This is a genomic window from Methylorubrum podarium (assembly GCF_040270385.1).
Classification (GTDB): domain Bacteria; phylum Pseudomonadota; class Alphaproteobacteria; order Rhizobiales; family Beijerinckiaceae; genus Methylobacterium; species Methylobacterium podarium.
Window position 1 is genome coordinate 1 of sequence record NZ_JBELQE010000016.1, and the last position, 26,662, is coordinate 26,662.

Here is a 26,662-nt window from a genome sequence, read left to right on the forward strand (position 1 = left end):
TGCGCATCCTGCTCGGCGCGGCGGGGGCGGGCGGGCTGATCGGGCTCGCCACCACCGGTTTCCGCCTCCTCGCCGACGGTTTGCACACCACCCTTGCCGCGGGGCCGGCCCTGTTCCGCTTCGCGACCGGGTTCTCCCCCGCCCTCGTCGGCGTCGGCTATCTCGTCGGGCCCGGTGCCTGCCTCGCCCTGCTCGCCGGCGTGGCCCTGGCCTGGGGCCTCGCGGTGCCGCTGCTCACCGCCTTCGGCGATGGCACCGGCACCGAGGGCGCGGAGGCCGCCGCACGGGCGGTCTGGTCGGAAAAAGTTCGCCTCATCGGCGCGGGCATCATCGCGGTCGGCGCGATCTGGACGGTCGCCTCCCTCGGCCGCTCGATCCTCGGCAGCATCCGCTCCGCCTTCGGCGCCGCGCGGGGCGGCGGGCATGCCCTGCGCCAACTGCCCCGCCAGGAGCGCGACCTGCCGATCACCTGGGTCGCGGGCGCCTCGCTCCTGCTCGCGCTGCCGCTGACATGGCTGTTCTTCCATTTCAGCACCGGCGCCGAACTCGGCGGAATGCGCTTCGCACTGGTGGCCTTCGCCACCCTCTTCACCGTCGGCTTCGGCTTCCTGATGGCGGCGGCCTGCGGCTACCTCGCGGGCCTCCTCGGCTCGTCCTCCAGCCCGATCTCCGGCATCGGGATCCTCACGACGCTGCTCGCGGCGCTGCTGCTGCCGCTGCTCCTCGGCCGCGCCGCCGGACCGGAAGGCGAGCGCTTCGTCGTCGCCGCCGTCCTCCTGCTCTCGGCCATCGTCGTCACCACCGCCTCGATCGCCAACGACAACCTTCAGGATCTCAAGACCGGCCAGCTCGTCGATGCCACCCCCTGGCGGCAGCAGGTGGCGCTGGCGGCCGGCGTCGGCGTCGGGGCTCTGGTGATCGCCCCGCTCCTCGACCTCCTCTACAACGCCTACGGCTTCGTCGGCGCCCTGCCGCGAGAGGGAATGGACGAGGCCTCCGCCCTGCCGGCGCCGCAGGCGGCGCTTATGACCCAGATCGCCGGCGGCATCGTCCGCGGCGAACTGCCCTGGTCGATGGTGGCGACCGGGGGCGGCCTCGGCGCGCTGCTCGTCGCCCTCGAGGCCCGTCTGCGCCGCAGCGGCCGCTCCTTTCCGGCGCTCACCGTCGGGATCGGCATGTACCTGCCGCTGGAGGTGGTCGTGACGATCGCCTTCGGCGGTGTCGTCGGCCGGCTCGCCGCAGGCCGTCTGCGCGGGGCGGACGAGGCGGCGCAAGCGGGGGGACGCCGGCGCGGGGTGCTGCTGGCCTCGGGCTTCCTCGTCGGCGAGAGCGTCGTCGGCGTCCTGCTCGCCGCCGCCGACACGCTGAGCGGCCGCAGCGCCTCCCTCGCCTTCGCCGCGGACGCGCTGGGCGGCGTGGGGCCGTGGCTCGGCCTCGCCGTCTTCCTGCTGGTGCTTGCCGCCTTCTACCGCATCGCGTCGCACACGGACGAGGCAGGACGGCGCGGCGGCTCCTGACCCGTCCTCGATTTCGTCGCGATTGCAGGCCAGCATAACGGCGCGACTGCCCCGTTGCGACGGATTCCATGAACGCCCACGCCCCGTCCCTGCCTCAGCGTCAGAGCCATCTCGACGTCTACCTGCGCGTCCTCAGCGCCCTGATGCTGCGCGATATGCGCAGCCGCTTCGGGGGCAATTACTGGGGCTATCTCGTGCAGGTGCTGTGGCCCTGCGTGCATCTCGGCATCCTCGTCGGTGCCATGACCTTTCGCGGCATCAAATCGCCGATGGGCGATGATCCGATGGTTTTCATCGCTTCAGGCGCGCTTCCGGCCCTTGCGTTTCAGTACATCAGCCGTGAGGTGATGAAAGGCTACATGATTCACAAGCCGCTGACCTATTTCCCACAAGTGAAACGTTTTGACACAATTGTCGCACGGGTTCTCGTCGAGATCGTCAGTAGCTTCTTAGGCGTTTGCCTTGTCTGCATCGTGCTTCTCTGCTTCGGTGTCGATCCTGTACCCGCCGATATGATAACAGCTATCGGAGGTTATTTGACGGCAATCGCGTTGGGGATTGGCGTTGGAACCGTAAATGTCGGAATTTGCTCAGTATTTCCAGGATGGGTTATCGGATATATACTTGTTACTGTCACTCTTTATCTCACGAGCGGTGTATATTTTATGGCTTGCTACATGCCGGATGAAATTTATTACTATATGAAATGGAATCCAATCACACAAATTATAGAGTGGGTCCGCCTCGGCTACGATCCGACGATCCCAGTCCAAGTCGATTATCTTTACCTCTTCGGCTGGGTTTTCGGCAGTCTCACCATCGGATTGCTTATGGAACGCTACGTGGTTCGGGCCCAACAGTGACGGGGGCCGTGCGCCATGATGCGGATCCGAGGTCCGGAAGCCGTCTGACGGCTCCGGCTCTAGCTGGAGCGTATCGCGGTCTGCAGAGAGCCCGCAGCGGTAAAAGAGATGGATCGAAAGGCGGCTCAAAAATTCGGCCAAGCCTCCAAAAAGGGGGTTGAGTCCCGTCCATCCTCCGCTTATAGAACCGCCCATCGCCGACGCACTCAGCGCCGCCGGCGATGCCAGAGACCGGAAACGGTTGCGGCACACATGATGGGGCCTTAGCTCAGCTGGGAGAGCGCTTCCATGGCATGGAAGAGGTCATCGGTTCGATCCCGTTAGGCTCCACCATCTCATCGTTCTCGTCGACGGCCAGCAGTCCCGATGCTGGTCCTGCGGTAAGCCGCAGAATTCGTCCGAGATGATTTTCATCCTCTGAATGCGAATCCGCTGCGCTCGTCTCCTCCCGCGCAGCAGGGACCGCCTGCGCCGGCCGAGAGGCTCGCCGCGAGCTTCCCGTGCGCTGGCGATCCGCCGGCGTCCGACGGGGCGTTTCGCGTTCTCCGAGCCTTACCGGGCCGTCTGCCACGGGTTGATGATGCGGGCGGGAGCCGGCCCCGTCTCGGCGCGGGCCTGACGGTTGAGCGGCTCGATGTCCTCCTGCGGTGCCAGGCGCCGAGCCTTGGCGAGAACTTTTCGAGCCTCGTCGGCCGGCATGGCGCCGTGCGGCAGCATCATCGCCAGCAGCTTGCGCCGGGTCTTCGCATCGATCGTGCGCGCGTTCTTCACGTCCTCGAAGTCGCTCAGGCGGTGACGCGCGGCCTTGGCGCCGCGACCGCGATCCTCGCGCCCCTTGAAGACCTTCGGGCCGTTCGGCATGACCACGATGTCGCCGGGCCGAAGGGTTTCGTCGCGCAGGAGCGCGGCCGTCGGATTCGCCGCAATCGCCTTCGAGTCGACCGGCTGCTTGCCGCTGATCCCGTCGCCCTCATCCTTCGGAAGGGCAACCTTCGGCAGGGCAGCGTAGCGCACCTTGGGTCGGCTCCGCTCCGTCGTGCCCCGGTGGCGCCGCCAGCGGTAGCGCTCGTTCACCTCGCTGCCGCCGCCGTAGGAGGGCACGGCCGGTGCGGGAGCAGGGGCGGGGGCTGCCTGTTGCGGGGCGAAGAGCTGCTGGAAGAGGCCGCCGAGGCCGCCCTCCTGCGCATGCACGCCGGCCACCGTGGAGAGAATAAGCGCGGAGGACGCCAGGACGAGCGCGAGGCGACGTCCGGAGCGGGGCGGGGTCGATGGCATCGACGGCTCCTGAAGCGAGGGGGTCGCGTTCGACCGATGCGCTTTCAACGGAGTCGGATCTTAACAGTTCCGGCGAAAACTTGGCGCGAATGTGGATTTTTCGTGGGCGCTCGATCCGAATACGCTGCCCGAATACGCTGCCGGCGCGATGCTCACGTCCGTGTGAACCGAAAGCCGGGCCAAAGGGTTGCGAAAACAGCGCCGCCGGTCCTGCGGCGGACGGAGCCGATCCTTCGATGCCTACATCCGACCGCGCCGTTCCCGACGCCGCTGCGGGCTCAGCCGGCGATCCCCGCCATCCAGCCCTGTGGACGATGGCCCTGGCGGCGGCGCTCCTCGGTGTCGTCGCCCTGCCGCGCCGATCGGGATCGCCCCCGCACCGTGCGGGCTCGAGCGACGATGCGTCGGGCTCGGCGCGAGAGGAATCGCCCTCGCACGAGGGCGCCGATGCCCACCGGGTCGCGCGGACCGAGCGCGACCGCGGCCGTTCCGCCGACCGGCCGACCGAAGTGCCCGCCGCGGGTTGGATGGATGTCCTCAAGCGGACCTACAAGGATATCGGCGAGAACCGCCTCACCCTCGTCTCGGCGGGCGTGACCTTCTTCGTGCTCCTCGCGATCTTCCCGGCCATCGCGGCCCTGGTCTCCGTCTACGGTCTCGTCGCCGACGTCTCGACCATCAACCAGCAGATCGACGCGCTGCGCGGCGTCCTCCCGTCCGGCGGCGTCGATATCGTCTCCGAGCAGGTGAAGCGACTGACCGAGAAGGGCGATACGGCGCTGGGCCTCACTGCGCTGATCGGCATCGTGCTCTCGATCTGGAGCGCCAATGGCGGCGTCAAACACGTCTTCGACGCGCTCAACCTCGTCTACAACGAGCGGGAACGGCGCGGCTTCTTCAAGCTCAACCTCGTCTCGCTCGCCTTCACCGCCGGCGCGTTGCTCTTCGTCGTGATCGCGCTCGCCGGCATCGTCGCGGTGCCGGTGGCGATCCAGTTCGTCGGGATGTCGGGCGATGCGTGGTGGCTGGCACTGCTGCGCTGGCCGGCGCTGTTCGTCGTGGTGATCCTGATGCTCGCGGTGCTCTACCGCTACGGCCCGAGCCGCGACGCGCCGCGGTGGCGCTGGGTGACGCCGGGCGGATCGCTGGCGGCATTCCTGTGGCTGGCCGGCTCGCTGCTGTTCTCCTGGTACGTTTCGAATTTCGGCAGCTACGACAAGACCTACGGCTCGCTCGGCGCCGCCATCGGTTTCATGACCTGGATTTGGCTCTCGACGACGATCGTGCTGCTCGGCGCGCAGCTCAACGCCGAACTCGAGCATCAGACCGCCAAGGACACGACCGTGGGCGAGGAGAAACCGCTCGGGACCCGCGACGCGCGCATGGCGGACACGGTGGGCGCTGCCGCTTGAGGCCCCGTTCGCCTTCGCTCTGCGGCACCGAGCCAGATCGATGCCGCGATTGGTCCAGCTCTCACCCTCACTGTGAGGTGCGGAGCGAGGTTGCCGTTGCTTCCGGCCGGCCGATGCCACGCAAAAGGGGAGCGGCGAGGCTCTTGCCCCGCCGCTCCCCTCGACGCTCTCTGGACGGAGTTGCTCAGTAGGCCGGGCGGCCGTCGCTCGGGTAAGCGGTGTAGCCGGCCGGGCGGCGGACCGAGCCGGTCACGATGTCGTCCGCCGCGCCCACGGTGCCGCCGACGATGGTGCCGGCTGCGCCGAGCGTCCCGCCGACGATGCTGCCGGCCGTGTTGGTCACGCCGCCGACCACGTTGCCGACGCCGCCGATGAGGCCGCCGCGCTCGCGCACCGGGTCGATATGCGCGCCCCACACATTGAGGGTGCCGTCACGGTTGAAGCTGGCGCTGTCGGACGGAACGCCCTGCGCGAAGCTCGGGGTCGCGGCCAGGCCGAGAGCGAGGGCGAGGGCGGTGGTGATCTTGCTGCGGTTCGTCATGATCGTACCTCTGTCTGTCATGTCGGACGGTTCCGTGCGGGGCCGAAACTGTATTGAAGCTCGTATCGGCCGCTGACCGTCTTCGATGATTAGGATCTGTGCTCGATCTGACTGACGACAATACCCAATTTGTCGCAGTGCAATATCAATATAGTTCAAGGTGATGCCCTTGCGGGCGAAATTTCATGCAGCGACATCGTGCGCGGCAAAAAATTCCTTTTCTTAGAGAGGTTTCCCGCGCCGGCCTCGTCGAGGAGACGTGTCGTGCACGAACGCACATGGGGGCGGGATCCGGCGACTTTCCTCATGCGGCCAGCCCTTCGGTGCGCGATCGGATCGAGTCGATCCCGCTCCCAGTCGCGGCCAGCACGCCGCCAGCCGCGAGGGAAGCCGGGGATCTGCGGCATTTCCCGGCATGGGGGCGATGTCCTGAGGGGGCGAAAATGCTCTATGGATCGGCGCGGCCCGCCTCCGGGCCCCCGTTCGCCGATGGCTGTTCGACCGATGACCGCTGAGACGCAACCGCAACCGGACAAGCCCGTCGGCGCCGACGACCGGGTGATCCTCGTCGACGGCTCGTCGTTCATCTTCCGGGCCTACTTCCAGTCGATCAACCAGGACCAGAAGTACAACACCCGGCCCTCCGACGGCCTGCCCACGGGGGCGGTGCGCCTGTTCTGCACCAAGATCGCGCAGTTTCTCCAGGACGGTGCGGCGGGGGTGAAGCCGACCCATCTCGGTATCGTCTTCGACAAGTCCGAGGGCTCGTTCCGCAAGGAGCTGTTCCCCGACTACAAGGGTCATCGGCCGGACGCGCCCGACGACCTCAAGCGCCAGATGCCGCTGATGCGCGACGCGGTGCGCGCCTTCGGCCTGCACGCGGTGGAACTGGAGCGCTACGAGGCCGACGACCTGATCGCGACCTACGCGCGGCAGGCGGAGGCGCGCGGCGCCGAGGTCATCATCGTGTCCTCCGACAAGGATCTGATGCAGCTCGTCTCGGACAAGATCCGGTTCTACGACTTCGAGTCCGGCGCCAAGGGCAAGCCCGGCTACCGGCCTGAGCGCAACCTCGACCGCGACGCGATCATCGCCAAGTGGGAGGGCCTGTCGCCCGAGCAGATCGGCGACGCGCTGGCGCTGATCGGCGACACCTCGGACAACGTTCCGGGCGTGCCCGGCATCGGCCTGAAGACGGCCGCCGCGCTCATCAAGGAGTACGGCAGCCTGGAGCAGCTCCTGGAGCGGGCCGCCGAGATCAAGCAGCCCAAGCGCCGGGAGACGCTGCTCACCAACATCGATCAGGCCAAGCTCTCGCGCCGCCTCGTGGCGCTCGAGGAGAGCGTGCCGGTCCCGGTGCCGCTCGACGAACTCGGCGTGCCGCAGCCGAACCCGGAAAAGCTCGTCGGCTTCCTGAAGGCGATGGAATTCAACACCCTGACGCGGCGCATCGCCCAGATGCTCCACGTCGATCCGGAGGCGGTGAAGCCCGATCCAGCGCTGCTGCCGGGCGCGCAGCCCCATGCCTACACCAACGCCGCCGGCGGCAGCGACGCGGTGCCGTTCTTCGGCGATGCGGTGCCGGTCGATCCCGAGACCGAGGCCGCGCCGGAGCGGACGGACGGCGCGGCCCCGCCCGAGGCGGGCGAGGCCGATCCCTTCGCCGATCTCGACCTGCCGGATCAGGCACCGAAGAAGAAGCGTGCGCCGACCGAGCCGACGCCCGCGATGCTCGTCGCCGCCCGGGCGGCGGAGGCGGTCAAGCCGTTCGACACCGCCGCCTACGAGACGATCGCCACGGTCGAGCAACTGGAAGCCTGGATCGCCGAGAGCTACGAGGCCGGCGTGATCGCGGTGGATACCGAGACCGACGCCCTCGACGCGGCCAAGGCCGGCCTCGTCGGCGTCTCGCTCGCGACCGCGCCGGGGCGGGCGGCCTACATCCCGCTCGCCCACGTCAAGCCCGAGGTGAAGGGCGGCGACCTGTTCGGTGATGGCGGCGCGGGGGCGGATGCCTCCGACAGGCAACCCGGCCAGATCGACTTCGACACCGCCCTCAAGCTGCTCAAGCCGCTGCTGGAGGATGCCGGCACGCTCAAGGTCGGGCAGAACCTGAAATACGACCTCTCGGTGCTGCACCGCTACGGCATCGACGTGGCGCCCTTCGACGACACGATGCTGATCTCCTACGTGCTCGATGCCGGCAAGGGCGGGCACGGCATGGACGAGCTCGCCCGCCGCCATCTCGGCCACCAGCCGATCACCTTCGCCGACGTCGCCGGTACCGGCCGCGGCAAGGTCACTTTCGACCGCGTGGCGATCGACAAGGCCACCGCCTACGCGGCGGAGGACGCCGACGTCACCTTGCGCCTGTGGCGGATGATGAAGCCCCGCCTCGTCGCCGAGCACCGGGTGACCGTCTACGAGACGCTGGAGCGGCCCCTCGTCCCGGTTCTGGCGCGGATGGAGCGGGCGGGCATCGCCATCGACCGCAACATGCTGAGCCGCCTCTCCGGCGACTTCTCGCAGATCCTGGCGCGGCTCGAAGAAGAGATCCAGGAGGACGCGGGCGAGCGGTTCCAGGTGTCCAGCCCGAAGCAGATCGGCGACGTGCTGTTCGGCAAGATGGGCCTGCCCGGCGCCAAGAAGACGCCCTCGGGCCAATGGGCCACGCCCGCGACCCTGTTGGAGGAACTCGCTCAGGCGGGGCACGACCTCCCGAAAAAGATCCTGAACTGGCGCCAGCTCTCAAAGCTGAAATCGACCTACACCGACTCGCTGCAGGAGCATGCCGACCGCGGCACGAACCGGGTCCACACCTCCTTCGCGCTCGCGGCGACGACGACCGGCCGGCTCTCCTCGTCGGATCCGAACCTGCAGAACATCCCGATCCGCACGGAGGAGGGGAGGCGGATCCGCCGCGCCTTCGTCGCGCCCGAGGGCAAGAAGCTGATCTCGGCCGACTACTCGCAGATCGAGCTGCGCCTGCTCGCCCACATCGCCGACATCCCGCAGCTGCGCGAGGCGTTCGAGCAGGGGCTCGACATTCACGCGGCCACCGCCTCGGCGATGTTCGGCGTGCCGCTCGACCAGATGACCGGCGACCTGCGGCGGCGGGCCAAGACCATCAATTTCGGCATCATCTACGGCATCTCGGCCTTCGGGCTCGCGGACCGCCTCGGCATCGGCCGCGAGGAGGCGTCCGCCTTCATCAAGCAGTATTTCGAGCGCTTTCCGGGCATCCGCGACTACATCGACACCACCAAGCGCTCGTGCCGCGAGAAGGGCTACGTGACGACCCTGTTCGGGCGCGTCTGCCACTACCCGCAGATCCGCTCCAACAACCCGTCCGAGCGGGCGAGCGTGGAGCGGCAGGCCATCAACGCCCCGATCCAGGGCACGGCGGCCGACATCATCCGCCGCGCCATGACGCGGATGGAGGACGCGCTGGAGGCGAAGAAGCTGACCGCGCGGATGCTGCTGCAGGTACACGACGAACTCGTGTTCGAGGTGCCCGACGACGAGGTGGAAGCGACGATCCCGGTGATCGCGCGGGTGATGGAGGAGGCGCCGGCGCCGGCCCTGTCGTTGAGCGTGCCGCTGGTGGTCGAGGCGCGGGCGGCGGGGAACTGGGAAGAGGCGCACTGACCGGCGGTTCGGCTGCGCTGTCACGGCAGTCACGACGGCCCTCATGCTGAGGTGCTGCGCCAGCAGCCTCGAAGCACGCCGCGACGCTTCTCCCGGCGGGCCGGCGCCGTGGGATCGACCGTTCAGGCGTGCTTCGAGGCCGAGCTTGCGCTCGGCGCCTCAGCATGAGGTGCCCTGGGATTGCCGGACCGGGTCGATCAAAAATCGCCCGCCGCGTTGTGCGCGAGGCGGATCGGCTCCGGCAGGCGGTATTTCGGCGAGCAGGCCAGCACCAGATCGACCGCACTCGGAATGTCGGCGAGGTGCCCCGGCGAGATGAACAGCGGGTGCTTGGCCGTACGCGTGCGGACCACGGCGCCGATGGTCTCGCCCCGGTCGATCAGGGGGACGTGCGCGCCCTTCTCCTCGGGCAGGGGCGCGTTGGTGCCGACGAGGCGGGTCTTGCCGACGCCGATGGTCGGGCGCTGCAGCCACAGGCCCATATGGCTGGCGATGCCGATCCGGCGGGGATGGGCCGTGCCCATGCCGTCGAACAGGAACACGTCCGGCTCCGTCCGCAGGCGCCCGAACGCTTCCTCGAGAACCGGCCCCTCGCGAAAGCTCAGCAGGCCGGGGATGTAGGGGAACGGCGTCGGCCGCTCGGCGGTCGCCGTCTCGACGAGGAGAAAGCCGGGAAACGTCACCACGACGACCGCGGCGCGGGAGCGCTCGTTCTTCACGCTGACATCGACCCCGGCGACCAGCCGCACCGCGCCGAGGTCGATCGGCCGATCGGCCTCGATCTCGCCGCGGAGCCGGCGCTGCAGGGCGACCGCCTCGGCCGGCGTCAGGTCCCAGGCATGGCGCGGGTGAAGCTCCATGCCGGGCTCCCCGTCAGTTGGCGAAGCGGAAATGCAGCACGTCGCCGTCCTGCACCACGTAGTCCTTGCCCTCCAGCCGCAGCTTGCCGGCGTCGCGGGCGCCCGCCTCGCCATTCAGCGCGGTGTAGTCCTTGAAGGCGATGGTCTCGGCGCGAATGAACCCCTTCTCGAAGTCGGTGTGGATCACCCCGGCCGCCGCCGGGGCACGGGTGCCCTTGGTGATCGTCCAGGCGCGGGCCTCCTTCGGGCCGACGGTGAAGTAGGTCACGAGGCCGAGGAGGTCGTAGCCGGCGCGGATCACCCGGTTCAGGCCGGGCTCGGTCAGCCCCACCGCCTCCAGGAACTCGGTCTGGTCGGCCAGGGGCATCACCGCGATCTCGCTCTCGATCTTGGCGGAAACGACGACGGCGACGGCGCCCTCCGCCTTCGCCCGGTCGAACACGGCCTGCGACTTCGCATTGCCCTTGTCGGCATCGCCCTCGTCGACGTTGCAGACGTAGAGCACGGGTTTCGCCGTCATCAGGCCGAGCTGCTGGAACAGCCGCTCCTCCTCGACTTTCCGCTCCACGAGCCGGGCCGGCTTGCCCTCGCGCAGGAGCGGCAGGGCGCGGTTGACGAGGTCCAGGAACTCCTTGGCCTCCTTGTCGGAACCCTTGGCGCGCTTCTCGAGCGCCACGACGCGCTTCTCCAGGCTGTCGAGATCGGCGAGCATCAGCTCGGTCTCGATCGTCTCGATGTCGGCGATGGGATCGACCTTGCCCTCGACATGGGTGACGTCGCCGTCCTCGAAGCAGCGCACCACGTGGGCGATGGCATCGACCTCGCGGATGTTGGCGAGGAACTGGTTGCCGAGACCCTCGCCCTTCGACGCGCCGCGCACGAGGCCGGCGATGTCGACGAAGGTCAGCCGCGTCGGAATGATCTCCTTCGAAGAGGCGATCCTGGCGAGTTCATCCAGGCGCGGATCGGGCACGGCGACCTCGCCGACGTTCGGCTCGATGGTGCAGAACGGGTAGTTCGCGGCCTGGGCCGCGGCGGTCTGCGTCAGAGCGTTGAAGAGGGTCGACTTGCCGACGTTCGGCAGGCCGACGATGCCGCATTTGAAGCCCATGTCCCGGTCCTAATGCTCGGTCGCGACGGCCTCAGGGCCGACGATGAAGGGGTTGAGGATGGTGGTCCCGCGGATGGTGCGCCCGTGCTGATAATCCTCCGAAAGGAGGTATCGGCAGCCGGCCCGGTTCGCGGAGGCGAGAACGACGCAATCCCACCACTGAAAGCCGGTTTCGATCCGGAGCGCCCAGGCTTGGCCGACGAGTTCGAGGTCGGTCGTTCCCTGCGAGAACGGATGCAACTCGGTGGTGACGCGTCGCATCTCGATCGGATCCAGGGCAATCTTACCCCGAAGCACCGCGTTCAGGAATTCGCCGAGGATCTGGGGGCTGACGACCAGCGCGTCACGGGACGCGAGATCCGCGAGCCAGGATGCAGCCGCCTGCTGCTTGGCAGGAAAGCGGTCGTCACGAGCGTAGAGGAAGACGTTCGTATCGACGAAGACGAGATCAGTCGTCATCGTAGAATTGCGCCGTCGTCGGAGCCTTCCCGTTCTCGTCGAGAACGTGGAGCGGCGGCCCCGCGAGGAAGCGCTCGATCGCCTCGCTCTGCGTCAGGGACTTGCCGACGCGCTGCTCGACCGCCTCCGCAACGAAGCGGGAAAGGCTCTTGCCGTCGCGCGCGGCGGCAATGCGCGCGCGCTGAAGCAGTGCCTCACTCATCGTCACCGTGACGTTCTTCATGACCGCCTCCACGGTCCATATCCTGTCCTCGTGTTTTCGTGTCAATTCGCGTCGCGCGCGTCCTTCGCCCTCGCCTTGCCGGCCTCGGCGGGCGTCTTCACCGCGTCCCAGCCGCGGCCGGCCATGGCGAGGTGCACCTTGTTCTGGAAGCTCGCATCCTCGCCCGCCGCCAGCAGGGGCGCGTGGTCGGCGGTCGCCCGGCAGAGATCCTCGACCCACGGCTCTTCCGACTTGGCGAAGTCGTTGAGCACGTAAGCGTGCACCAGCGCCTTGTCGCCGGGATGGCCGATGCCGAGGCGGACCCGGCGGTAGTCGTTTCCGCACAGCGCCGTGATCGAGCGCAGGCCGTTATGGCCGGCATTGCCGCCGCCGAGCTTCACCCGCAGCTTGGCCGGCGCGAGGTCGAGTTCGTCGTGCAGCACGATCACGTCGGCGAGCGGGATCTTGAAGAAGCGCTGCGCCTCGCCGACCGAGCGGCCGGATTCGTTCATGAAGGTCTGGGGTTTCAGCAGGATGGCGCGTTCCGTGCCGAGCACGACTTCGGCCGCCTCGCCCTGGAAGCGGCGGCGGAACGGGGCGGCCCGGTGGACGCGGGCGATCTCGTCCACGGCCATGAAGCCGATGTTGTGACGGTTGCGCGCGTAGCGCGCGCCGGGATTTCCCAATCCGACGATGAGCCGCATGCGTGCCCCCGATTCGATGCCCGGCAAATGGAAATGCCCCGGCCGGGCGGCCGGGGCATCGATGGATGCGCGAGAGGCGGGCGCCGTTCGGCGCCCGTCGCGGCTTACTCCTCGGTCTCGTTCTTCTCGGCCGTGGCCTCGGCGTCGGCATCCGCCTTCTCCTCGGCGGCCTCGGCGGACTGCGCCTCGGCGATCGCGGCCTCCTCGGCCTCGACCTCGGCACCGAGCACCGTCGGCGGCAGGAGGTTGGCGACCGTGTCGGTCGGCTCGCCGGTATAGGTACCGGCCGGCAGGCGCAGGTCGGAGGCGTGGATCACGTCGCCGATCTCGCGGCCGGTGAGGTCGACCTCGATCGCGTCCGGGATCTGGTCGGGCGCCACGTCGAGGGAGACCGTGTGCAGCGCGATGTTGAGGGTGCCGCCCTTCTGCTTGATGCCCGGCGCCTTGTCCTCGTTGACGAAGTGGACGGGGACATCGACCGTGACGGTCTGGCCGGCGACGACGCGCAGGAAGTCGACGTGCAGCGGCACGCCGCTGACCGGGTCGAGCTGGAAGTCGCGCGGGATCGCGCGGGTCTTCTTGCCGCCGACGGTGATGTCGAACAGCGTCGTCTTGAAGCCGCCGGCGTAGATCAGCGTGCGGGCGCGGATGAGGTCGACGGCGATGGCTTCGGGGGCTTGGTTGCCGCCGTAGATGACGGCGGGAATCTGGCCCTGGCGACGAACGGCCCGGGCGGCCCCCTTGCCGACCCGGTCGCGTGCCACGGCCTCAAGCGTCTTGGTGGCGCTCATGGCGTGATCCTTTTGTAAAAAGATGGAGCCGGGCCAACGACAAAGGCCGCCCGAAGCGGACGGCCCGACCGTTCCCCAGCGCGCCCGTGCCTCCAAGGGTGTCTCAAGGGCGCGGGCGGGCCATACACGCAACGGCGCCGCGTGGCAACGGCCGGGCGACCGGCGTTATCGGTTCGCCGTCGCCATGCCGCGGCGCGCCTCGGCCTGCTTGCTGGTCTCGTCGAAGTACTTGGTGGCGTCTCCGAGCTGCACCGAGGGCTGGCAGTTCGGGGTGCAGGAATAGGACTCGCGGTCGAGGCCGCGCTGCACCGTGATGATCGAGGCCTGCGGCGCCTGCACGCTGATGGTCGATTCGGCGAGCATCGCACCCTTGCCGTCGAGGGCGATCAGGTTGGTGGTGCCGAAGCTCTTGCCCGTCAGCACCACGACGCCGTTCTTCTGCAGGGTGATGTCGGCGATCATCGGGTTGCCCACCACCACGGTCTGCGTCTTCTCCGGCAGGCGGATCACCTTCGCATTGTCCACCTGGACCGAGACGGCGCCCTGCGGCGCGGGCTCGTTGGCGCGGGCGGGCGCCGTCAGCACGAGGAGCGCGAGGACCGCCGAGACGGTGGGGAGCGGGAAGCGATGAGGGCGCAGGCGGGGCATGAAGGGTCGGTCCGATCGCGCGGAGTGCCGGACTCGCCGCCGGAGTCCGTGCCGTATCCGCGGCACCGATCCGAAGGAGAGGCATCTCCCGTCGCGGTACGGAACAGGAAAGTGATGAAGGAAGCGCTAACCGTATTCGAAGCGGCGGGCATCCGTCGATACGTCGGCGCTTTGCGGACCATTCGAGTGATTGGTGCAATACGTCGTTAACTGATCTTCGCGAACGACCGGCAGGAGGCTTGGTTGGGAGATCGATTTAACCCAAACGCAACGCGTCGGGACTACATCTCGACCTGTCGCCGATCGGGGCCTCTACAGACTTCCGACGGTCGTCCATCGGATTAAAACAAGTGGAGATCATCGTGAAGAACATTGCCAAGCGCTTCATCTCTGATGAGTCCGGCGCGACTGCTATCGAGTACGGCATGGTTGCGACCATGGTCGGTATCGCCGTGATCGGCATCTTCACCACGTTCAAGACCAACCTGTCGACCGCCTTCGCGACGCTCGGCACCGGCCTGAACACGCAGACCACGAAGCTCGGCACCGCGCAGTAATTCTCAAAACTGGGCGACGAGGTTTTCAGGTTATGGCGGATCGCATCCGTCATAACCTGCAATCGCTCGGTCTGGCGGCGCCGAATGATCGACGCCCTGCGCAAGCGCCGTTCTCAGAAGGGATCGGCGCGCCAAGAACAGCGGACTTTCTGCCGAGCCATACCCGGCCGAGCACGCGATCCAAACGACCCGAAGAGCAGGCCGAGCAAGGAATAGTTCCGTGTCGAACATGGCGGCCTATCTCCTTCTGTGCATCCTCTTCCCGTTCCTGATGGCCTACGCCGCCGCCAGCGATCTGTTGACGATGCGCATTTCCAACCGCGTGACCGGCCTCGTCTTCATCGGATTCGTTCTCTATGCCGTCGCGTCCGGCATGGCCTGGTCCGACTTCGCCTGGCACCTTGCGGCCGGTGCGCTGACCCTCGTCATCACCTTCATCCTCTTCGCGCGAGGATGGATCGGAGGCGGCGATGCCAAGCTCGCGGCGAGCACCGCCCTCTGGATCGGCCTCGCGAACCTGCCGGAATATCTGATCCTGGCCTCGATCCTCGGCGGACCCCTGACGCTCTCGATCGTCTCCGCCCGCAAGTACCCGCTGCCGACGTTGGCGCTCAAGTTCCCCTTCGCCGTTCATCTGCACGACGCGAAGACCGGGGTTCCCTACGGCATCGCATTGGCCGCCGCCGCGCTGATGGTGCTGCCGAATTCCGTCGGACTGGAGCAACTCGCCCTGCCTTGATCGAGGGAAGGGTCCAATTGAGCGGGCCGCCGTCGAGGCGGCCTTCGCGTTTTTTGCAGATTTCGGAATTGTGCCGGTCGGGACAGCACCGAAAAGCACGCGGTGACGCTCGGTTAACCCTAACTTGACGAATCCCGGGCAAGTCTCGGAACCGGACGGCGACCAAGCCGTCGCCACGGTTCCACGCTCCCATGAAACCAGCCCGTCTCGCCGTTCTGGGAATCGCGCTCGTCGCGGGCTGCGGTGCTGCCCTGCTGATGCAGGGCGAGAAGGCGCCCGAGCCCGCACCCGTCGCGAAGGTCGAACCCGTCGCGCCCATCCCGATGAGCGAGGTGCTGGTCGCTGCCGCAGAACTGCCCATGGGTCAGACCCTCAAGCCCGAGGATCTGCGCTGGATACCCTGGCCGGAACAGGCGGTCTCCCCAGGCCTGATCGACCGGCGCGCCGCGCCGAAGGGGCTCGAAGACGCGGTCGGCGCGATCATCCGCACCGGTTTCTCGGCCAACGAGCCGATCCGGTCCGAACGCCTCGTCAAGGCCGGCAGCGGCTTCATGTCGGCGATCCTGCCGTCGGGCATGCGGGCGGTGGCGATCACGACCGATACCCGAGGATCGAGCTCGGCCGGCGGCTTCATCCTGCCGAACGATCATGTCGACGTCATCAAGACCAGCAACGAGGGCGCCGAGCAATTCGCCGAGACGCTGCTGACCAATGTGCGCGTGCTCGCCGTCGGCCAGATCGTGCAGGAGAAGAACGGCGCCAACGTCGTGACGGCGGAGACGGCCACCCTGGCTCTCACGCCGAGCCAGGCCGAGACCGTCACGCTGGCGCAGAAGGTCGGGCAGCTCTCGCTCGTCCTGCGCAGCATTCAGGATTCCGCCCGAACCGCCGCCGTCTCCGATGAGACGGACATGCCGACCGAGGGCCCTTTGACCGTCGTGCGATTCGGCGTCGCCAAGCAGCAGCGCCGGTGAGGACAGGACCGATGACGACCCCCTCTCGCTTCCGCGGCTTCGCCCTCTTCCTGCTCTCCGGCGCCTGCCTCGCCTCGGCGTCCCTGTGCGCCTCGGTCCCCGTTCAGGCCAATCCCGCCGCGACTTCGCCGGTGCTGACGATCGGACCGAACGAGGCGGCGGTCTCCCGGCGGGTCGAGCTGAGCAAGGGCCGCTCGCTGATCGTCGATCTGCCCCGTGACGCCAAGGAGGTGTTCGTGGCCAATCCGGCGGTCGCGAACGCGGTCGTCCGCTCCAGCCGCAAGCTGTTCCTGATCGGCATCGACAACGGCGCCACCTCGATCTTCGTGATGGACGCCGAGGGGCGCCAGATCGCGGCGCTCGACGTCACCATCGCCCGCGACATCAATGTCCTGCGGCAGTCCCTGCAGCAGAGCCTGCCCGGCGGCCGGTTCGACGTGAAGGCGGTCGGCGAATCGCTCGTCCTCTCCGGCAGCGTGAGCTCGGCCTCGGAGGCGCAGCAGGCGCTCGACATCGCCAACGCCTTCGTCGGCATCGCCGCCGGCGGAGCATTGGGGACCCGTGGCGCCGTCATCAACAACCTGACGATCCGCAACAAGGATCAGGTGATGATCCGCGTCACCGTGGTCGAGGTGGCGCGCACGGTCCTGAAGCAGTTCGGCATCAACGTCACCGGTAACTGGTCGGCGCTGAATCCGCTCAGTTCCACCGGCAACGTCCTGACGAACAACACGCTGTTTCCGATCACCGGCGCCTACACGCCGGACGGCAACGCCCTGTCCGCCTCGGTCCGCTCCGGCGGAGCCTCGCTCCAGGCGACCTTGCGCGCCTTCGAGCAGGCCGGCGTCTCCCGCATCCTGGCCGAGCCGACGCTGACGGCGATTTCGGGTGAATCGGCCAAGTTCACCGCCGGCGGCGAGATCCCCGTTCCTTCGAACTGCGCCGCAGGTGTTTCCGGCGCGGCCTGTACCGTCGCGCTCGAATTCAAGCCCTACGGCGTCAGCCTCGCCTTCACGCCGATCGTGCTGGCGGAGAACCGCATCTCGATCCGCGTCGCCACCGACGTGACCGAACTCGACCGGCAGAACAGCTACAGCTTCTCCTTCCCCGGCTCCAGCCGGGTCACGCCGGTGCCGGCGACGACGCGGCGCAGCTCCGAGACGACGGTGGAACTCGCCTCCGGCGCCACGATGATGACGGCCGGCCTGATCCAGCAGAAGAACCGGGCCGCGATCGGCGGCCTGCCCGGGCTGATGAACCTCCCGATCCTCGGTGCCCTGTTCCGCTCGCGCGACTACCAGCGCGACGAGACCGAGCTGATGATCATGGTCACGCCCTACATCGCGCAGCCCATGGAGGCGCGGCAGGTCCAGCGGCCGGACGACGGTTTCGTCGACGCGACGGACGGTCAGGCGGTGCTGCTCGGGCGCCTCAACAAGCTCTACGGCACGGTCGGCGGCGGCACCCTCGGGCCGGCCTATCGCGGCCGCGTCGGCTTCATCGCCGACTGACCCCACCCGGAGCCGTTCCCGACCGGACATGGTCGGGAACGGCTCGAAGACCTTGGCTGAACGCGCGCTCCCCCGCCGAGCCGGCATCCATCTCGGCAGGGGACGCTCCCGCAGGATCGACGCTCGATGTCCTCACCCGCTCGCAACCTCGTCTCCCGCGCCCGGCCCGCCGCCGCCGTCGTGCTGGTCGCCGCCGCGCTCGGCGCCTGCCGCGCGGATCGCGTCGCCACCACGGGGTCGACCTACCCGATCGACGTGCGCACGCGGCACCCGATCGTGCTGGCGGATGCCGACCGCAGCCTCGATCTCTTCCCCACCGGGATCGGTCACCTCGATCCGCGCCAGCGCGCGGACCTCGAATCATTCCTCGTGGAGTACCGTCGCTACGGCCGCGGCCTCCTCGTCGTCGAGGTGCCGCGCGGCGTGTCGCCGGCCCTGGCCGGGCCGGTCGAGCGCACCGGCGCAGCGGTTCGCCACTTCGCGGCGGAGATGGGCGTGCCGGCCGGCGGTCTGCGCGTGGTCGCCTACCCCGTCGCCAACCCGACCCTCGCCGCGCCCCTGCGACTGAGCTTCCAGCGGATGCAGGCCAAGGTCGCCGACAAGTGCGGGCTCTGGCCGCGCGACCTCGGCGTCAGCGACCTGCGCTCCGACTGGTCGAACGAGCCGTCGTGGAATCTCGGTTGCGCGATGCAGTCGAACGTCGCGGCGCAGGTCGCCGACCCGATCGATCTCGTGCGCGGCCGGCCCGAGGGCCGCATCGATACGATCCGGCGCACGCAGGACATCGGTCAGCTCCGCGAGGGCAAGGATCCGTCAACCCAATGGCGCCAGGATGGGAAGGCGAACGTCGCCGACGGCGTGAAGACCAAATAGGGCGCCGGACGAGAACGCGGGCACGGCGTTCGCCCTCCGGCGGGTTCTCGACATCCCCCTGTCCGTCACCCTCGGCACACGAATCGGAAACTGCGCATCATGCCGGACACCCACGAGGCCTCAGAGCGGACCATCGCCCCGGTGCCGCGCATCACGATCCAGGCCTTCTGCGAGACGCCGGAGACGGCCGCGATGATCGAGGGCACCGCCTCCGATCGCCGGATGCAGAAGGCCCACGTCAAGGTGCAGATGGGCGGGGGTGCCGCGGCCCTGGAGGCGTACCGGCACGCCCCCACACCCAACGTCATCGTGATCGAGTTCCTGGGCCTCAAGTCGCGCCCGCTCGAATGTCTCGACCAGCTCGCCGAGGTCTGCGACGAGGGCACCAAGGTGCTCGTGATCGGCCACGTCAACGACGTGCTGCTCTACCGGCAATTCATCCAGCGCGGGGTGAGCGAGTACCTGATGGCGCCGGTCGAGCCGGTCGGCATGATCGGTGCGGTCTCCGACCTGTTCTCGGCGCCGGGCGCGAAGCCGGTGGGACGGACCATCGCCGTCTACGGCGCCCGCGGCGGCGTCGGCAGCTCCACCATCGCCCACAACCTCGCCTGGACCGTGGCGCGGGAGCACGGCACCGCCACCGTGATCGCCGACCTCGACGTCGCCTTCGGCACCGCGGGTCTCAACTTCAACCAGGATCCGCCGCAGGGGATCGCCGAGGCGGTGTTCGCGCCCGAGCGCCTGGACGCCAACCTGCTCGACCGGCTGCTCTCGAAATGCGCCGACAACCTGAGCCTGCTCTCGGCCCCGGCCACCCTCGACCGCACCGTCGACCTGACCGAGCCCGCCTTCGACGCGCTCACCGACCTGCTGCGTTCGACCGTGCCCTGCATCGTCCTCGACGTGCCGCATCAATGGTCCGCCTGGACCCGGCGCGTGCTGATCAGCGCCGACGAGATCGTGATCGTCGCCGCGCCGGATCTGGCGGGCCTGCGCAACGTCAAGAACCTGCTCGCGCTGCTGCACCAGCAGCGTCCCAACGATGCGAAGGCCCGGGTCGTCCTCAACGGCGTCGGCATGCCGAAGCGGCCGGAGATCGCGGCCGCCGAGTTCGCCAAGGCGCTCGACGTGCCGCTCCAGACGGTCATCCCCTTCGAACCGGCCCTGTTCGGGACCGCGGCCAACAATGGCCAGATGATCGCCGAGGTGCAGGCCGGCTCGAAGCCCGCGGAGATCTTCTCCGAACTCGCCGCGGCCGTGACCGGCCGGGCCGAGATCCGCCGTGCCAGGGCGAACCTCCTCGAACCGCTGCTCGCCCGGCTGACCCGCAAGAAGGCGTCCTGACGGTGCCCTGCGCTCCCTCCTCTCGAGACTGCTGAAGGCGCGGCGCCATGTTCGGTCGACGCTCCAACGCCGCATCGGCTCCCGCCCCGGCCCCCGCCGCGGCCGGGCCGACGACGGTCGCCCCGCCGGTCCTCCAGCAGGAGGCCGTCCGCGCCCGGCCGGAGCCGCCGCGCGCCTCGGTGCCCCAGGCGCCGCTGCCGAAATCCGACGACTATTTCCGCACGAAGAGCATGATCTTCGGCGCGCTGATCGAGGCCATCGACCTCGCCCAGCTCGCCCGGCTCGAAGGAGAGGCCGCGCGGGAGGAGATCCGCGACATCGTCTCCGAGATCATCGGTCTCAAGAACATCGTGCTGTCGATCGCCGAGCAGGAGGAACTGCTCGACGACATCTGCAACGACGTCCTCGGCTACGGTCCCCTGGAACCGCTGCTGGCCCGCGACGACATCGCCGACGTGATGGTGAACGGCGCCGACCGGACCTTCATCGAGGTCGCCGGCAAGATCCAGCTCACCAACGTCCGCTTCCGCGACAACCAGCAGCTGATGAACATCTGCCAGCGGATCGTCAGCCAGGTCGGCCGGCGCGTGGATGAATCCTCGCCGATCTGCGACGCGCGCCTGCCCGACGGCTCCCGCGTCAACGTCATCGCCCCGCCGCTCGCCATCGACGGGCCGGCGCTGACGATCCGAAAGTTCAAGAAGGACAAGCTCACCCTCGATCAGCTCGTGCGCTTCGGGGCGATCTCGCCGGAAGGCGCGAAGATCCTGCAGATCATCGGCAAGGTCCGCTGCAACGTCGTCATCTCGGGCGGCACCGGCTCGGGCAAGACCACGCTGCTGAACTGCCTGACCGCCTTCATCGAGCACGACGAGCGCGTCATCACCTGCGAGGACGCCGCGGAGCTTCAGCTGCAGCAGCCGCACGTGGTGCGCCTGGAGACCCGGCCGCCGAACCTGGAGGGCCAGGGGCAGGTCACCATGCGCGACCTCGTCAAGAACTGCCTGCGCATGCGTCCCGAGCGCATCATCGTCGGCGAGGTGCGCGGACCGGAGGCCTTCGACCTGCTGCAGGCGATGAACACCGGCCACGACGGCTCGATGGGCACGCTGCACGCCAACTCCCCGCGCGAATGCCTCGCGCGTATCGAGTCGATGATCACCATGGGCGGCTTCTCGCTGCCCTCGCGGACGCTGCGCGAGATGATCACCGGCTCGGTCGACGTCATCATCCAGGCCATGCGCATGCGCGACGGATCCCGGCGCATCACCCACATCACCGAGGTGATGGGGATGGAGGGCGAGGTCATCATCACCCAGGACCTGTTCGTCTACGACGTGCTCGGCGAGGACGCCAACGGGCGCCTGATCGGCCGTCACCGCTCGACCGGGATCGGCCGCCCGCGCTTCTGGGAACGGGCCCGCTACTACGGCGAGGAGCGGGCGCTGGCCGCCGCCCTCGACAGTGCGGCGGAAACGGTGGAGCCGTCGCTGTGAGCGCCTTCAACGCTCCCCTCGCCGCCGGACTCGTGGCGGTCGCCTCGGGCGCGCTCGCCTACGTTTTCCTGATGCCCGCCCTGTCGGGCGAGCGGCGGGCCGAGCAGCGGCGCAAGGCGCTGGGTCAGCCGCGCGCGGTGCTCGCCGAGCGCGGCGCCGCCGCCAGCCGCCGCGAGCAGGTCGCCAAGAGCCTCAAGGAACTGGAGGCCAAGAAGGACAAGACCAAGGTCACCCTCGAACTGCGCATCGCCCGCGCCGGCCTCGATTGGACCCGCAAGAAATACTACGTCGTCTCCGCGATCTCGGCGATCGTCCTCGCACTCGCCGCCTTCCTCGTCTCCCGCAACGTGATCGTCGCGCTGCTCGCCCTGTTCGCGGGCGGGTTCGGCCTGCCCGCCTGGATGCTCAAGCGGATGCAGAAGCGGCGCGTGGCGGCCTTCATTGAGGAACTGCCCAACGCGATGGACGTGGTCGTGCGCGGTCTGCGCTCCGGCATCCCGCTCGGCGATTGCCTGCGCATGATCTCGCGCGAGGCGAAGGAGCCCCTGCGCAGCGAGTTCCGGGTCGCGATCGAGGCGCAGGCGCTCGGCCTGTCGATGGGGGACGCGATCCTGCGCATGTACGAGCGGGTGCCCGTGACCGAGGTGAACTTCTTCGCCATCGTGATCGGCATTCAGCAGAAGGCCGGCGGCAACCTCTCGGAGGCGCTCGGAAACCTCTCGCGGGTGCTGCGCGAGCGCAAGAAGATGGCCGGCAAGATCCAGGCGATGAGCATGGAGGCCAAGGCCTCGGCCGCCATCATCGGCGCCCTTCCGTTCGTCGTCGGAGCGGGCACCTACCTGTCGAGCCCCGATTACACTTCGCTTCTGTGGACGACCTCGGTCGGCAAGATCGCCCTGGTGATCTCCGGGCTGTGGATGCTGGCCGGCGTCCTCGTGATGAAGAAGATGATCAATTTCGACATCTGACGCATCGCATCGCGAGGGCGTCGACGGCGAGCGGGAAGAGACGGCGAGCGGGAAGAGACGGGGCAGCGGCGCAAAGCGAATGCGTCGCCGCGGATGTGGGTTTCGAGGCGACGCGCTCGGACGGTGCGGGCCGGGGCGGAAGTTGATGTGGACGGGGCGGTTCGAGCCGCTCCGCGAAGGGACGGGCAGGGCCGGACACCGATGCTGGACGATTTCGTCAACGCCGCCCTCGCGCCCCGCACCATCGCCGCGGTGCTGGCCGGCATCGCTGCGGCGGCCACGGTCTTCACCCTCATCCAGCCGCTCTTCGAGGGCGATCAGCTCGCCAAGCGGATGAAGCTCGTCAGCGACGAGCGCGAGCAGATCCGCCAGCGCGAGCGCGAGCGGCTGAACAGCCGCGTCAGCCTGCGCGTCGAGCCGAAGGCCTACATGAAGCGGGTCGTCGAGCAGTTCAATCTCAGCCGCTGGCTCGGCACCGAGACCGCCCGGGTCAAGCTGATCCAGGCCGGCCATCGCGGCACCGGCGCGGAGACCGCCTTTCTCTTTTTCCGCCTGGTGATGCCGATCGTCCTCACGGCCGTCGCCCTGTTCTACCTGTTCGTGCTGGAGGTGCTCGATCAGCCCTTCGCGATCCGGCTCGGACTCGTTTTCGCGGCGGGCTTCGTCGGCCTCAAATTGCCGGAGGTCTACCTCTCGAACCTCACCGCCAAGCGGCAGGCCGATATCCGCCGCGGCTGGCCCGACTCCCTCGACCTGTGCCTGATCTGCGTGGAGTCGGGCATGTCGGTCGAGAACGCCTTCCGCCGCGTCAGCCTGGAGATTGCGAGCCAGTCGGCGGTGCTCGCCGAGGAGCTCGCGCTTCTGACCGCGGAGCTGTCCTTCCTGCCCGAGCGGCGCGTCGCCTACGAGAACCTCGCCCTGCGCACGGGGCTCGAGACCGTCAAGTCGCTCACCACGGCGCTGATGCAGGCGGAGCGCTACGGCACGCCCGTGGGCCAGGCCCTGCGCGTCCTGGCGCAGGAGAGCCGGGACTTCCGCATGACCGCGGCCGAGAAGAAGGCGGCCGCGCTCCCTCCGAAGCTGACCGTGCCGATGATCCTGTTCTTCCTGCCGGTGCTGTTCGTCGTGCTCCTGACGCCCGCGGGTATCCAGGCCTACGCGCTGATGCAGTGAGGCACGCCTCGGGCGCAGGCCCCCGGCGGGCTCGCCCCGGATGCGCTCGGCCGTTCGATGATGTAGCCACGCTCGGACCTTGACCCCGGCGCGGCATCCCATGGCTCTGCTTTCCCTCGACGATCTCGCTCCCGGCCAGGAATTCACCGCCGGACCCATCACGGTGAGCCGGGACGAACTCGTCGCCTTCGCGCGCCTTTACGATCCCCAGCCCTTCCACCTCGACGAGGCGGCGGCGAAAGACACCTTCGTCGGCACCCTGATCGGCTCGGGCTGGCAGACGGCGGCTCTGGGCATGCGCCTGTTCGCGCAGGCGCTCGTCTCGCACGCCACCTCGATGGGGTCGCCCGGCATCGCCGCCCTGCGCTGGCTGAGGCCGGTCCTGCCGGGGGACGCCTTGAGCGCCGTCGTCCGGGTGGAGGAGGTCCGTCCCTCGTCCTCGAAGCCCGACCGCGGCATGGCGCGGCTGGCGATGACGCTGACGAACGGGCGCGGCGAGGCGGTGATGACGCAGGCCTTCGCGGTGCTGTTCGCCCGGGCCGGTGCCGTGCCCGCGCCGCGTCCGGTCGAACTCTCCAGCGAGACGGGCCCCGTGCCGGAGCCGGACGACGCGGTGACGCTGCCCTATCTGGCCGAGGCCGAACTCGGCGTCACCCGCGAACTCGGCGCCCACCGCTTCGAGGCGGACGACATCGTCGCCTTCGCCCGCGCCTACGATCCGCAGGTCTTCCACCTCGATGCGGAGGCCGCGCGGGCCACGCATTTCGGCGCGCTCTGCGCCTCGGGCTGGCAGACCGCGGCGGTCTGGATGAAGCGGCTCAACGCGACCTTCGCCCGGGACATCGCGCTGACCGCCCGCACCGGTCCGGTGCCGCAGCTCGGCCCCTCGCCGGGCTTCAAGGACCTGAAATGGCTGCGGCCGGTCTATGCCGGCGACACGATCCGTTACCGGAGCACGCTCATCGACCGGCGCGCCTCCGCCTCGCGGCCGGGCTGGGGCCTCGCCACGCACCGCAACACCGCCGAGAACCAGCGCGGCGAGCCCGTCTTCGAATTCACCGGCACGGTGTTCTGGCAGTGGGAGCCGCCCGCGGCATGAGCCTCCCGTCCGCCCGCCGGATCCTGGTCGCGAGCTTCGTCGGCACCGCGATCGAGTTCTACGACTTCTACATCTACGCCACCGCCGCCGCGCTGGTCATCGGGCCGATCTTCTTCCCCCAGGGTGAGCCCGGCGTGCAGACGCTCCAGGCGTTCGCGACCTTCGCCATCGCCTTCCTCGCCCGGCCGGTCGGGGCGGCGGCCTTCGGGCATTTCGGCGACCGGATCGGGCGCAAGGCGACGCTGGTCGCCTCGCTGATGATCATGGGGGTATCCACGGTCCTGATCGGCTGCCTGCCGGGCTATGCCAGCATCGGCTGGTGGGCGCCGGCGCTGCTCTGCCTGCTGCGCTTCGGCCAGGGCGTCGGCTTCGGCGGTGAATGGGGCGGGGCGGCCCTGCTCGCGGTCGAGAACGCGCCGCCGGGGCGCCGCGCCCTCTACGGCATCTTCCCGCAACTCGGCGCGCCGATCGGCTTCATCGCGGCCAACCTCCTGTTCCTCGGGCTCAGCGTCGCCCTGAGCCCGGCGGATTTCGAGGCCTGGGGCTGGCGGCTGCCGTTCCTGGCCTCGGCTGCCCTCGTCGGCGTCGGGCTCTATGTCCGCCTCAAGCTCACGGAGACGCCGGCTTTCCGCGCCGCCCTCGAACAGGCGCCGCCGGAGCGGGTGCCCCTCGCCACGATCTTTTCCGCGCATCGTCGCGCGACGCTGCTCGGCACCCTGGCGATGGTGGCGGCCTACGCCGTCTTCTACCTCTCGACGGTGTTCGCGCTGAGCTACGGCACCGGCACGCTCGGCTACGCCCGCAAGACCTTCCTACTGTTCGAGTGCGTGGCGATCCTGTTCATGGCGCTGGCGATCCCGCTGTCGGGCTGGACGGCCGACCGGTTCGGGCGCAAGCCGGTGATGCTCTCGGGGCTCGTCGCGACGGGCGCCCTCGGCGCCGTGCTGGGGCCGATGCTCGGCAGCGGCGAGCCGACCCTGGTGCTCGGCTTCCTCTGCCTCGCCCTCTTCGCCATGGGCTGGATCTTCGGGCCGATGGGCGCGCTCCTGCCCGAGCTGTTCCCGACCCGGGTGCGCTACACCGGCGCCTCCATCACCTACAATCTCGCCGGCATCGTCGGCGCCTCGGGCGCGCCCTTCGCGGCGCAGTGGCTCGCGGGCTGGGGCGGCATCGGCCTCGTCGGGCTCTACCTCGCCGTGGCCGCCGGGATCAGCCTCGCCGCCATCGCCGCCATGCCGGAGACGGGCCGCGATCCCTGACGCCGCAGGGACACACGATCCGGGGCGGGGCAGCCATGCGCTGGGCGGATCGCTCGCGCGCGATTTAGATTGCGCGCAATCTATATTGCCGGTATCCAGGTCCCGAGCCGAACGGATCGGCCTCGTTCCACCCCGATCACGAGGACAGACCATGACCGTCGATGTGAAGTACCGCACCACCGCCACCGCCACGGGCGGCCGCGACGGCTCCGCCCGCACCGAGGACGGCAGCTTCCAGGTCCAGCTCTCGACCCCGAAGGAGCTCGGCGGCGCGGGCGGCCCCGGCGCCAACCCCGAGCAGCTCTTCGCGGCGGGCTATTCCGCCTGCTTCATCGGCGCCTTGAAGGTGGCCGGCGGCCAGCTCAAGCTGAAGGTCCCCGCCGACACGACCGTCACCGCCACCGTCGGCATCGGCCCGCGCTCCGAGGGCGGGTTCGGCATCACCGCCGACCTCAAGGTGAGCCTGCCGGGTCTCGACCGCGCGGACGCCGAGCGCCTCGTCGAGGCGGCCCACCAGATCTGCCCGTATTCCAACGCGACGCGGGGGAATGTGGATGTCGGGCTGATGGTGGCCTGAGCCGTCATCCCAACGCTGCCCCCCACTTCCGTCATCCTGAGGTGCGGCGAAGCGGCCTCGA

Annotated in this window: 25 protein-coding genes and 1 tRNA gene; 17 read left to right on the plus strand and 9 right to left on the minus strand. The window is 68.8% G+C overall.

The annotated features are described in order from the left end of the window. The 3 genes from ABS772_RS01680 to ABS772_RS01690 all read left to right on the plus strand — a co-directional run. The coding region (locus tag ABS772_RS01680; protein ID WP_350391822.1) for an OPT family oligopeptide transporter at nucleotides 1-1,517 on the plus strand (1,517 nt) is incomplete at its 5' end. 68 nt (nucleotides 1,518-1,585) lie between these two features. Then, nucleotides 1,586-2,380 (plus strand): ABC transporter permease, encoded by a 795-nt coding sequence (locus ABS772_RS01685; RefSeq protein WP_350391823.1) that lies wholly within the window; start codon nucleotides 1,586-1,588, stop codon nucleotides 2,378-2,380. Nucleotides 2,381-2,637: 257 nt separating this feature from the next. Further along, nucleotides 2,638-2,713, plus strand: a tRNA-Ala gene (locus ABS772_RS01690). 219 nt (nucleotides 2,714-2,932) lie between these two features. Here the strand turns inward: ABS772_RS01690 and ABS772_RS01695 are convergent. Beyond that, nucleotides 2,933-3,655, minus strand: coding sequence for a hypothetical protein (locus tag ABS772_RS01695; RefSeq protein ID WP_350391824.1), 723 nt, complete (start codon nucleotides 3,653-3,655; stop codon nucleotides 2,933-2,935). A 236-nt stretch (nucleotides 3,656-3,891) separates the two neighbouring features. Between ABS772_RS01695 and ABS772_RS01700 the strand changes: the two genes are divergently transcribed. Then, the gene (locus tag ABS772_RS01700) at nucleotides 3,892-5,067 is read left to right on the plus strand and encodes a YihY/virulence factor BrkB family protein (RefSeq protein ID WP_350391825.1); all 1,176 of its coding nucleotides are present in this window, start codon (nucleotides 3,892-3,894) and stop codon (nucleotides 5,065-5,067) included. Nucleotides 5,068-5,251: 184 nt separating this feature from the next. On the opposite strand, the gene ABS772_RS01705 is transcribed toward ABS772_RS01700, so the two are convergent. Next, the gene (locus ABS772_RS01705; RefSeq protein ID WP_238254732.1) at nucleotides 5,252-5,608 is read right to left on the minus strand and encodes a hypothetical protein; all 357 of its coding nucleotides are present in this window, start codon (nucleotides 5,606-5,608) and stop codon (nucleotides 5,252-5,254) included. Nucleotides 5,609-6,112: 504 nt separating this feature from the next. On the opposite strand from ABS772_RS01705, the gene polA reads away from it, so the two are divergent. Then, complete coding sequence (gene polA, locus ABS772_RS01710; RefSeq protein WP_350391826.1) at nucleotides 6,113-9,256, plus strand: DNA polymerase I; 3,144 nt, start codon at nucleotides 6,113-6,115, stop codon at nucleotides 9,254-9,256. A 197-nt stretch (nucleotides 9,257-9,453) separates the two neighbouring features. Here polA and nfi read toward each other — a convergent pair whose 3' ends face one another. The 7 genes from nfi to ABS772_RS01745 all read right to left on the minus strand — a co-directional run bounded on the left by nfi (nucleotide 9,454) and on the right by ABS772_RS01745 (nucleotide 14,031). Beyond that, entirely contained in the window at nucleotides 9,454-10,116 is a 663-nt protein-coding gene (gene nfi, locus ABS772_RS01715) for a deoxyribonuclease V (protein WP_350391827.1), read from the minus strand. A 13-nt stretch (nucleotides 10,117-10,129) separates the two neighbouring features. Continuing rightward, nucleotides 10,130-11,227 (minus strand): redox-regulated ATPase YchF, encoded by a 1,098-nt coding sequence (gene ychF / locus ABS772_RS01720; RefSeq protein WP_350391828.1) that lies wholly within the window; start codon nucleotides 11,225-11,227, stop codon nucleotides 10,130-10,132. A gap of 9 nt (nucleotides 11,228-11,236) precedes the next feature. Continuing rightward, on the minus strand, nucleotides 11,237-11,686 hold the full coding sequence (locus tag ABS772_RS01725; protein ID WP_350391829.1) for a PIN domain-containing protein: 450 nt from the start codon (nucleotides 11,684-11,686) through the stop codon (nucleotides 11,237-11,239). Then, nucleotides 11,676-11,921: a hypothetical protein gene (locus ABS772_RS01730; protein ID WP_350391830.1), complete on the minus strand. Its 246-nt coding sequence runs from the start codon at nucleotides 11,919-11,921 to the stop codon at nucleotides 11,676-11,678. The genes ABS772_RS01725 and ABS772_RS01730 overlap by 11 nt, the downstream gene beginning before the upstream one ends. Nucleotides 11,922-11,950: 29 nt before the next feature. Beyond that, nucleotides 11,951-12,592 (minus strand): aminoacyl-tRNA hydrolase, encoded by a 642-nt coding sequence (gene pth, locus ABS772_RS01735; RefSeq protein WP_350391831.1) that lies wholly within the window; start codon nucleotides 12,590-12,592, stop codon nucleotides 11,951-11,953. 104 nt (nucleotides 12,593-12,696) lie between these two features. Next, nucleotides 12,697-13,383: a 50S ribosomal protein L25/general stress protein Ctc gene (locus ABS772_RS01740; RefSeq protein WP_350391832.1), complete on the minus strand. Its 687-nt coding sequence runs from the start codon at nucleotides 13,381-13,383 to the stop codon at nucleotides 12,697-12,699. 165 nt (nucleotides 13,384-13,548) lie between these two features. Beyond that, nucleotides 13,549-14,031: a pilus assembly protein N-terminal domain-containing protein gene (locus tag ABS772_RS01745; RefSeq protein WP_238254738.1), complete on the minus strand. Its 483-nt coding sequence runs from the start codon at nucleotides 14,029-14,031 to the stop codon at nucleotides 13,549-13,551. Between the two features lie 350 nt (nucleotides 14,032-14,381). Here ABS772_RS01745 and ABS772_RS01750 point away from each other — a divergent pair, with 350 nt between their 5' ends. The 12 genes from ABS772_RS01750 to ABS772_RS01805 all read left to right on the plus strand — a co-directional run bounded on the left by ABS772_RS01750 (nucleotide 14,382) and on the right by ABS772_RS01805 (nucleotide 26,601). Beyond that, complete coding sequence (locus ABS772_RS01750; RefSeq protein WP_350391833.1) at nucleotides 14,382-14,588, plus strand: Flp family type IVb pilin; 207 nt, start codon at nucleotides 14,382-14,384, stop codon at nucleotides 14,586-14,588. A 229-nt stretch (nucleotides 14,589-14,817) separates the two neighbouring features. Beyond that, nucleotides 14,818-15,327: an A24 family peptidase gene (locus tag ABS772_RS01755; RefSeq protein WP_350391875.1), complete on the plus strand. Its 510-nt coding sequence runs from the start codon at nucleotides 14,818-14,820 to the stop codon at nucleotides 15,325-15,327. Nucleotides 15,328-15,518: 191 nt separating this feature from the next. Then, on the plus strand, nucleotides 15,519-16,301 hold the full coding sequence (gene cpaB, locus ABS772_RS01760; protein WP_350391834.1) for a Flp pilus assembly protein CpaB: 783 nt from the start codon (nucleotides 15,519-15,521) through the stop codon (nucleotides 16,299-16,301). An 11-nt stretch (nucleotides 16,302-16,312) separates the two neighbouring features. Further along, on the plus strand, nucleotides 16,313-17,812 hold the full coding sequence (locus tag ABS772_RS01765) for a type II and III secretion system protein family protein (protein ID WP_350391835.1): 1,500 nt from the start codon (nucleotides 16,313-16,315) through the stop codon (nucleotides 17,810-17,812). Nucleotides 17,813-17,938: 126 nt separating this feature from the next. Next, a complete protein-coding gene (locus tag ABS772_RS01770; RefSeq protein WP_350391836.1) occupies nucleotides 17,939-18,685 on the plus strand; it encodes a CpaD family pilus assembly protein in 747 nt (248 codons plus the stop codon). A 99-nt stretch (nucleotides 18,686-18,784) separates the two neighbouring features. Beyond that, nucleotides 18,785-20,029 carry an AAA family ATPase gene (locus ABS772_RS01775; protein ID WP_238254743.1) on the plus strand — a complete coding sequence of 415 codons (1,245 nt, stop codon included), beginning with the start codon at nucleotides 18,785-18,787 and terminating at the stop codon, nucleotides 20,027-20,029. A 47-nt stretch (nucleotides 20,030-20,076) separates the two neighbouring features. Continuing rightward, a complete protein-coding gene (locus ABS772_RS01780) occupies nucleotides 20,077-21,525 on the plus strand; it encodes a CpaF family protein (RefSeq protein ID WP_350391837.1) in 1,449 nt (482 codons plus the stop codon). Next, entirely contained in the window at nucleotides 21,522-22,493 is a 972-nt protein-coding gene (locus ABS772_RS01785; protein ID WP_350391838.1) for a type II secretion system F family protein, read from the plus strand. Before ABS772_RS01780 ends, ABS772_RS01785 begins: the two co-directional genes overlap by 4 nt. A 201-nt stretch (nucleotides 22,494-22,694) precedes the next feature. Continuing rightward, nucleotides 22,695-23,666 carry a type II secretion system F family protein gene (locus ABS772_RS01790; RefSeq protein WP_238255862.1) on the plus strand — a complete coding sequence of 324 codons (972 nt, stop codon included), beginning with the start codon at nucleotides 22,695-22,697 and terminating at the stop codon, nucleotides 23,664-23,666. A gap of 100 nt (nucleotides 23,667-23,766) precedes the next feature. Then, nucleotides 23,767-24,765 (plus strand): MaoC family dehydratase, encoded by a 999-nt coding sequence (locus ABS772_RS01795; protein ID WP_350391839.1) that lies wholly within the window; start codon nucleotides 23,767-23,769, stop codon nucleotides 24,763-24,765. Further along, nucleotides 24,762-26,024 (plus strand): MFS transporter, encoded by a 1,263-nt coding sequence (locus ABS772_RS01800; protein WP_350391840.1) that lies wholly within the window; start codon nucleotides 24,762-24,764, stop codon nucleotides 26,022-26,024. Before ABS772_RS01795 ends, ABS772_RS01800 begins: the two co-directional genes overlap by 4 nt. Before the next feature lie 151 nt (nucleotides 26,025-26,175). Beyond that, entirely contained in the window at nucleotides 26,176-26,601 is a 426-nt protein-coding gene (locus ABS772_RS01805; protein ID WP_350391841.1) for an organic hydroperoxide resistance protein, read from the plus strand. Nucleotides 26,602-26,662 lie beyond the last annotated feature (61 nt).

Bases quoted from the DNA above. Each gene is read 5' to 3' on its own strand.
- ABS772_RS01685 (WP_350391823.1), top strand. From the start codon at position 1,586: ATGAACGCCCACGCCCCGTCCCTGCCTCAGCGTCAGAGCCATCTCGAC.
- ABS772_RS01695 (WP_350391824.1), bottom strand. From the start codon at position 3,655: ATGCCATCGACCCCGCCCCGCTCCGGACGTCGCCTCGCGCTCGTCCTG.
- ABS772_RS01700 (WP_350391825.1), top strand. From the start codon at position 3,892: ATGCCTACATCCGACCGCGCCGTTCCCGACGCCGCTGCGGGCTCAGCC.
- ABS772_RS01705 (WP_238254732.1), bottom strand. From the start codon at position 5,608: ATGACGAACCGCAGCAAGATCACCACCGCCCTCGCCCTCGCTCTCGGC.
- polA (WP_350391826.1), top strand. From the start codon at position 6,113: ATGACCGCTGAGACGCAACCGCAACCGGACAAGCCCGTCGGCGCCGAC.
- nfi (WP_350391827.1), bottom strand. From the start codon at position 10,116: ATGGAGCTTCACCCGCGCCATGCCTGGGACCTGACGCCGGCCGAGGCG.
- ychF (WP_350391828.1), bottom strand. From the start codon at position 11,227: ATGGGCTTCAAATGCGGCATCGTCGGCCTGCCGAACGTCGGCAAGTCG.
- ABS772_RS01725 (WP_350391829.1), bottom strand. From the start codon at position 11,686: ATGACGACTGATCTCGTCTTCGTCGATACGAACGTCTTCCTCTACGCT.
- pth (WP_350391831.1), bottom strand. From the start codon at position 12,592: ATGCGGCTCATCGTCGGATTGGGAAATCCCGGCGCGCGCTACGCGCGC.
- ABS772_RS01740 (WP_350391832.1), bottom strand. From the start codon at position 13,383: ATGAGCGCCACCAAGACGCTTGAGGCCGTGGCACGCGACCGGGTCGGC.
- ABS772_RS01745 (WP_238254738.1), bottom strand. From the start codon at position 14,031: ATGCCCCGCCTGCGCCCTCATCGCTTCCCGCTCCCCACCGTCTCGGCG.
- ABS772_RS01755 (WP_350391875.1), top strand. From the start codon at position 14,818: ATGGCGGCCTATCTCCTTCTGTGCATCCTCTTCCCGTTCCTGATGGCC.
- cpaB (WP_350391834.1), top strand. From the start codon at position 15,519: ATGAAACCAGCCCGTCTCGCCGTTCTGGGAATCGCGCTCGTCGCGGGC.
- ABS772_RS01765 (WP_350391835.1), top strand. From the start codon at position 16,313: ATGACGACCCCCTCTCGCTTCCGCGGCTTCGCCCTCTTCCTGCTCTCC.
- ABS772_RS01770 (WP_350391836.1), top strand. From the start codon at position 17,939: ATGTCCTCACCCGCTCGCAACCTCGTCTCCCGCGCCCGGCCCGCCGCC.
- ABS772_RS01775 (WP_238254743.1), top strand. From the start codon at position 18,785: ATGCCGGACACCCACGAGGCCTCAGAGCGGACCATCGCCCCGGTGCCG.
- ABS772_RS01780 (WP_350391837.1), top strand. From the start codon at position 20,077: ATGTTCGGTCGACGCTCCAACGCCGCATCGGCTCCCGCCCCGGCCCCC.
- ABS772_RS01790 (WP_238255862.1), top strand. From the start codon at position 22,695: ATGCTGGACGATTTCGTCAACGCCGCCCTCGCGCCCCGCACCATCGCC.
- ABS772_RS01795 (WP_350391839.1), top strand. From the start codon at position 23,767: ATGGCTCTGCTTTCCCTCGACGATCTCGCTCCCGGCCAGGAATTCACC.
- ABS772_RS01800 (WP_350391840.1), top strand. From the start codon at position 24,762: ATGAGCCTCCCGTCCGCCCGCCGGATCCTGGTCGCGAGCTTCGTCGGC.
- ABS772_RS01805 (WP_350391841.1), top strand. From the start codon at position 26,176: ATGACCGTCGATGTGAAGTACCGCACCACCGCCACCGCCACGGGCGGC.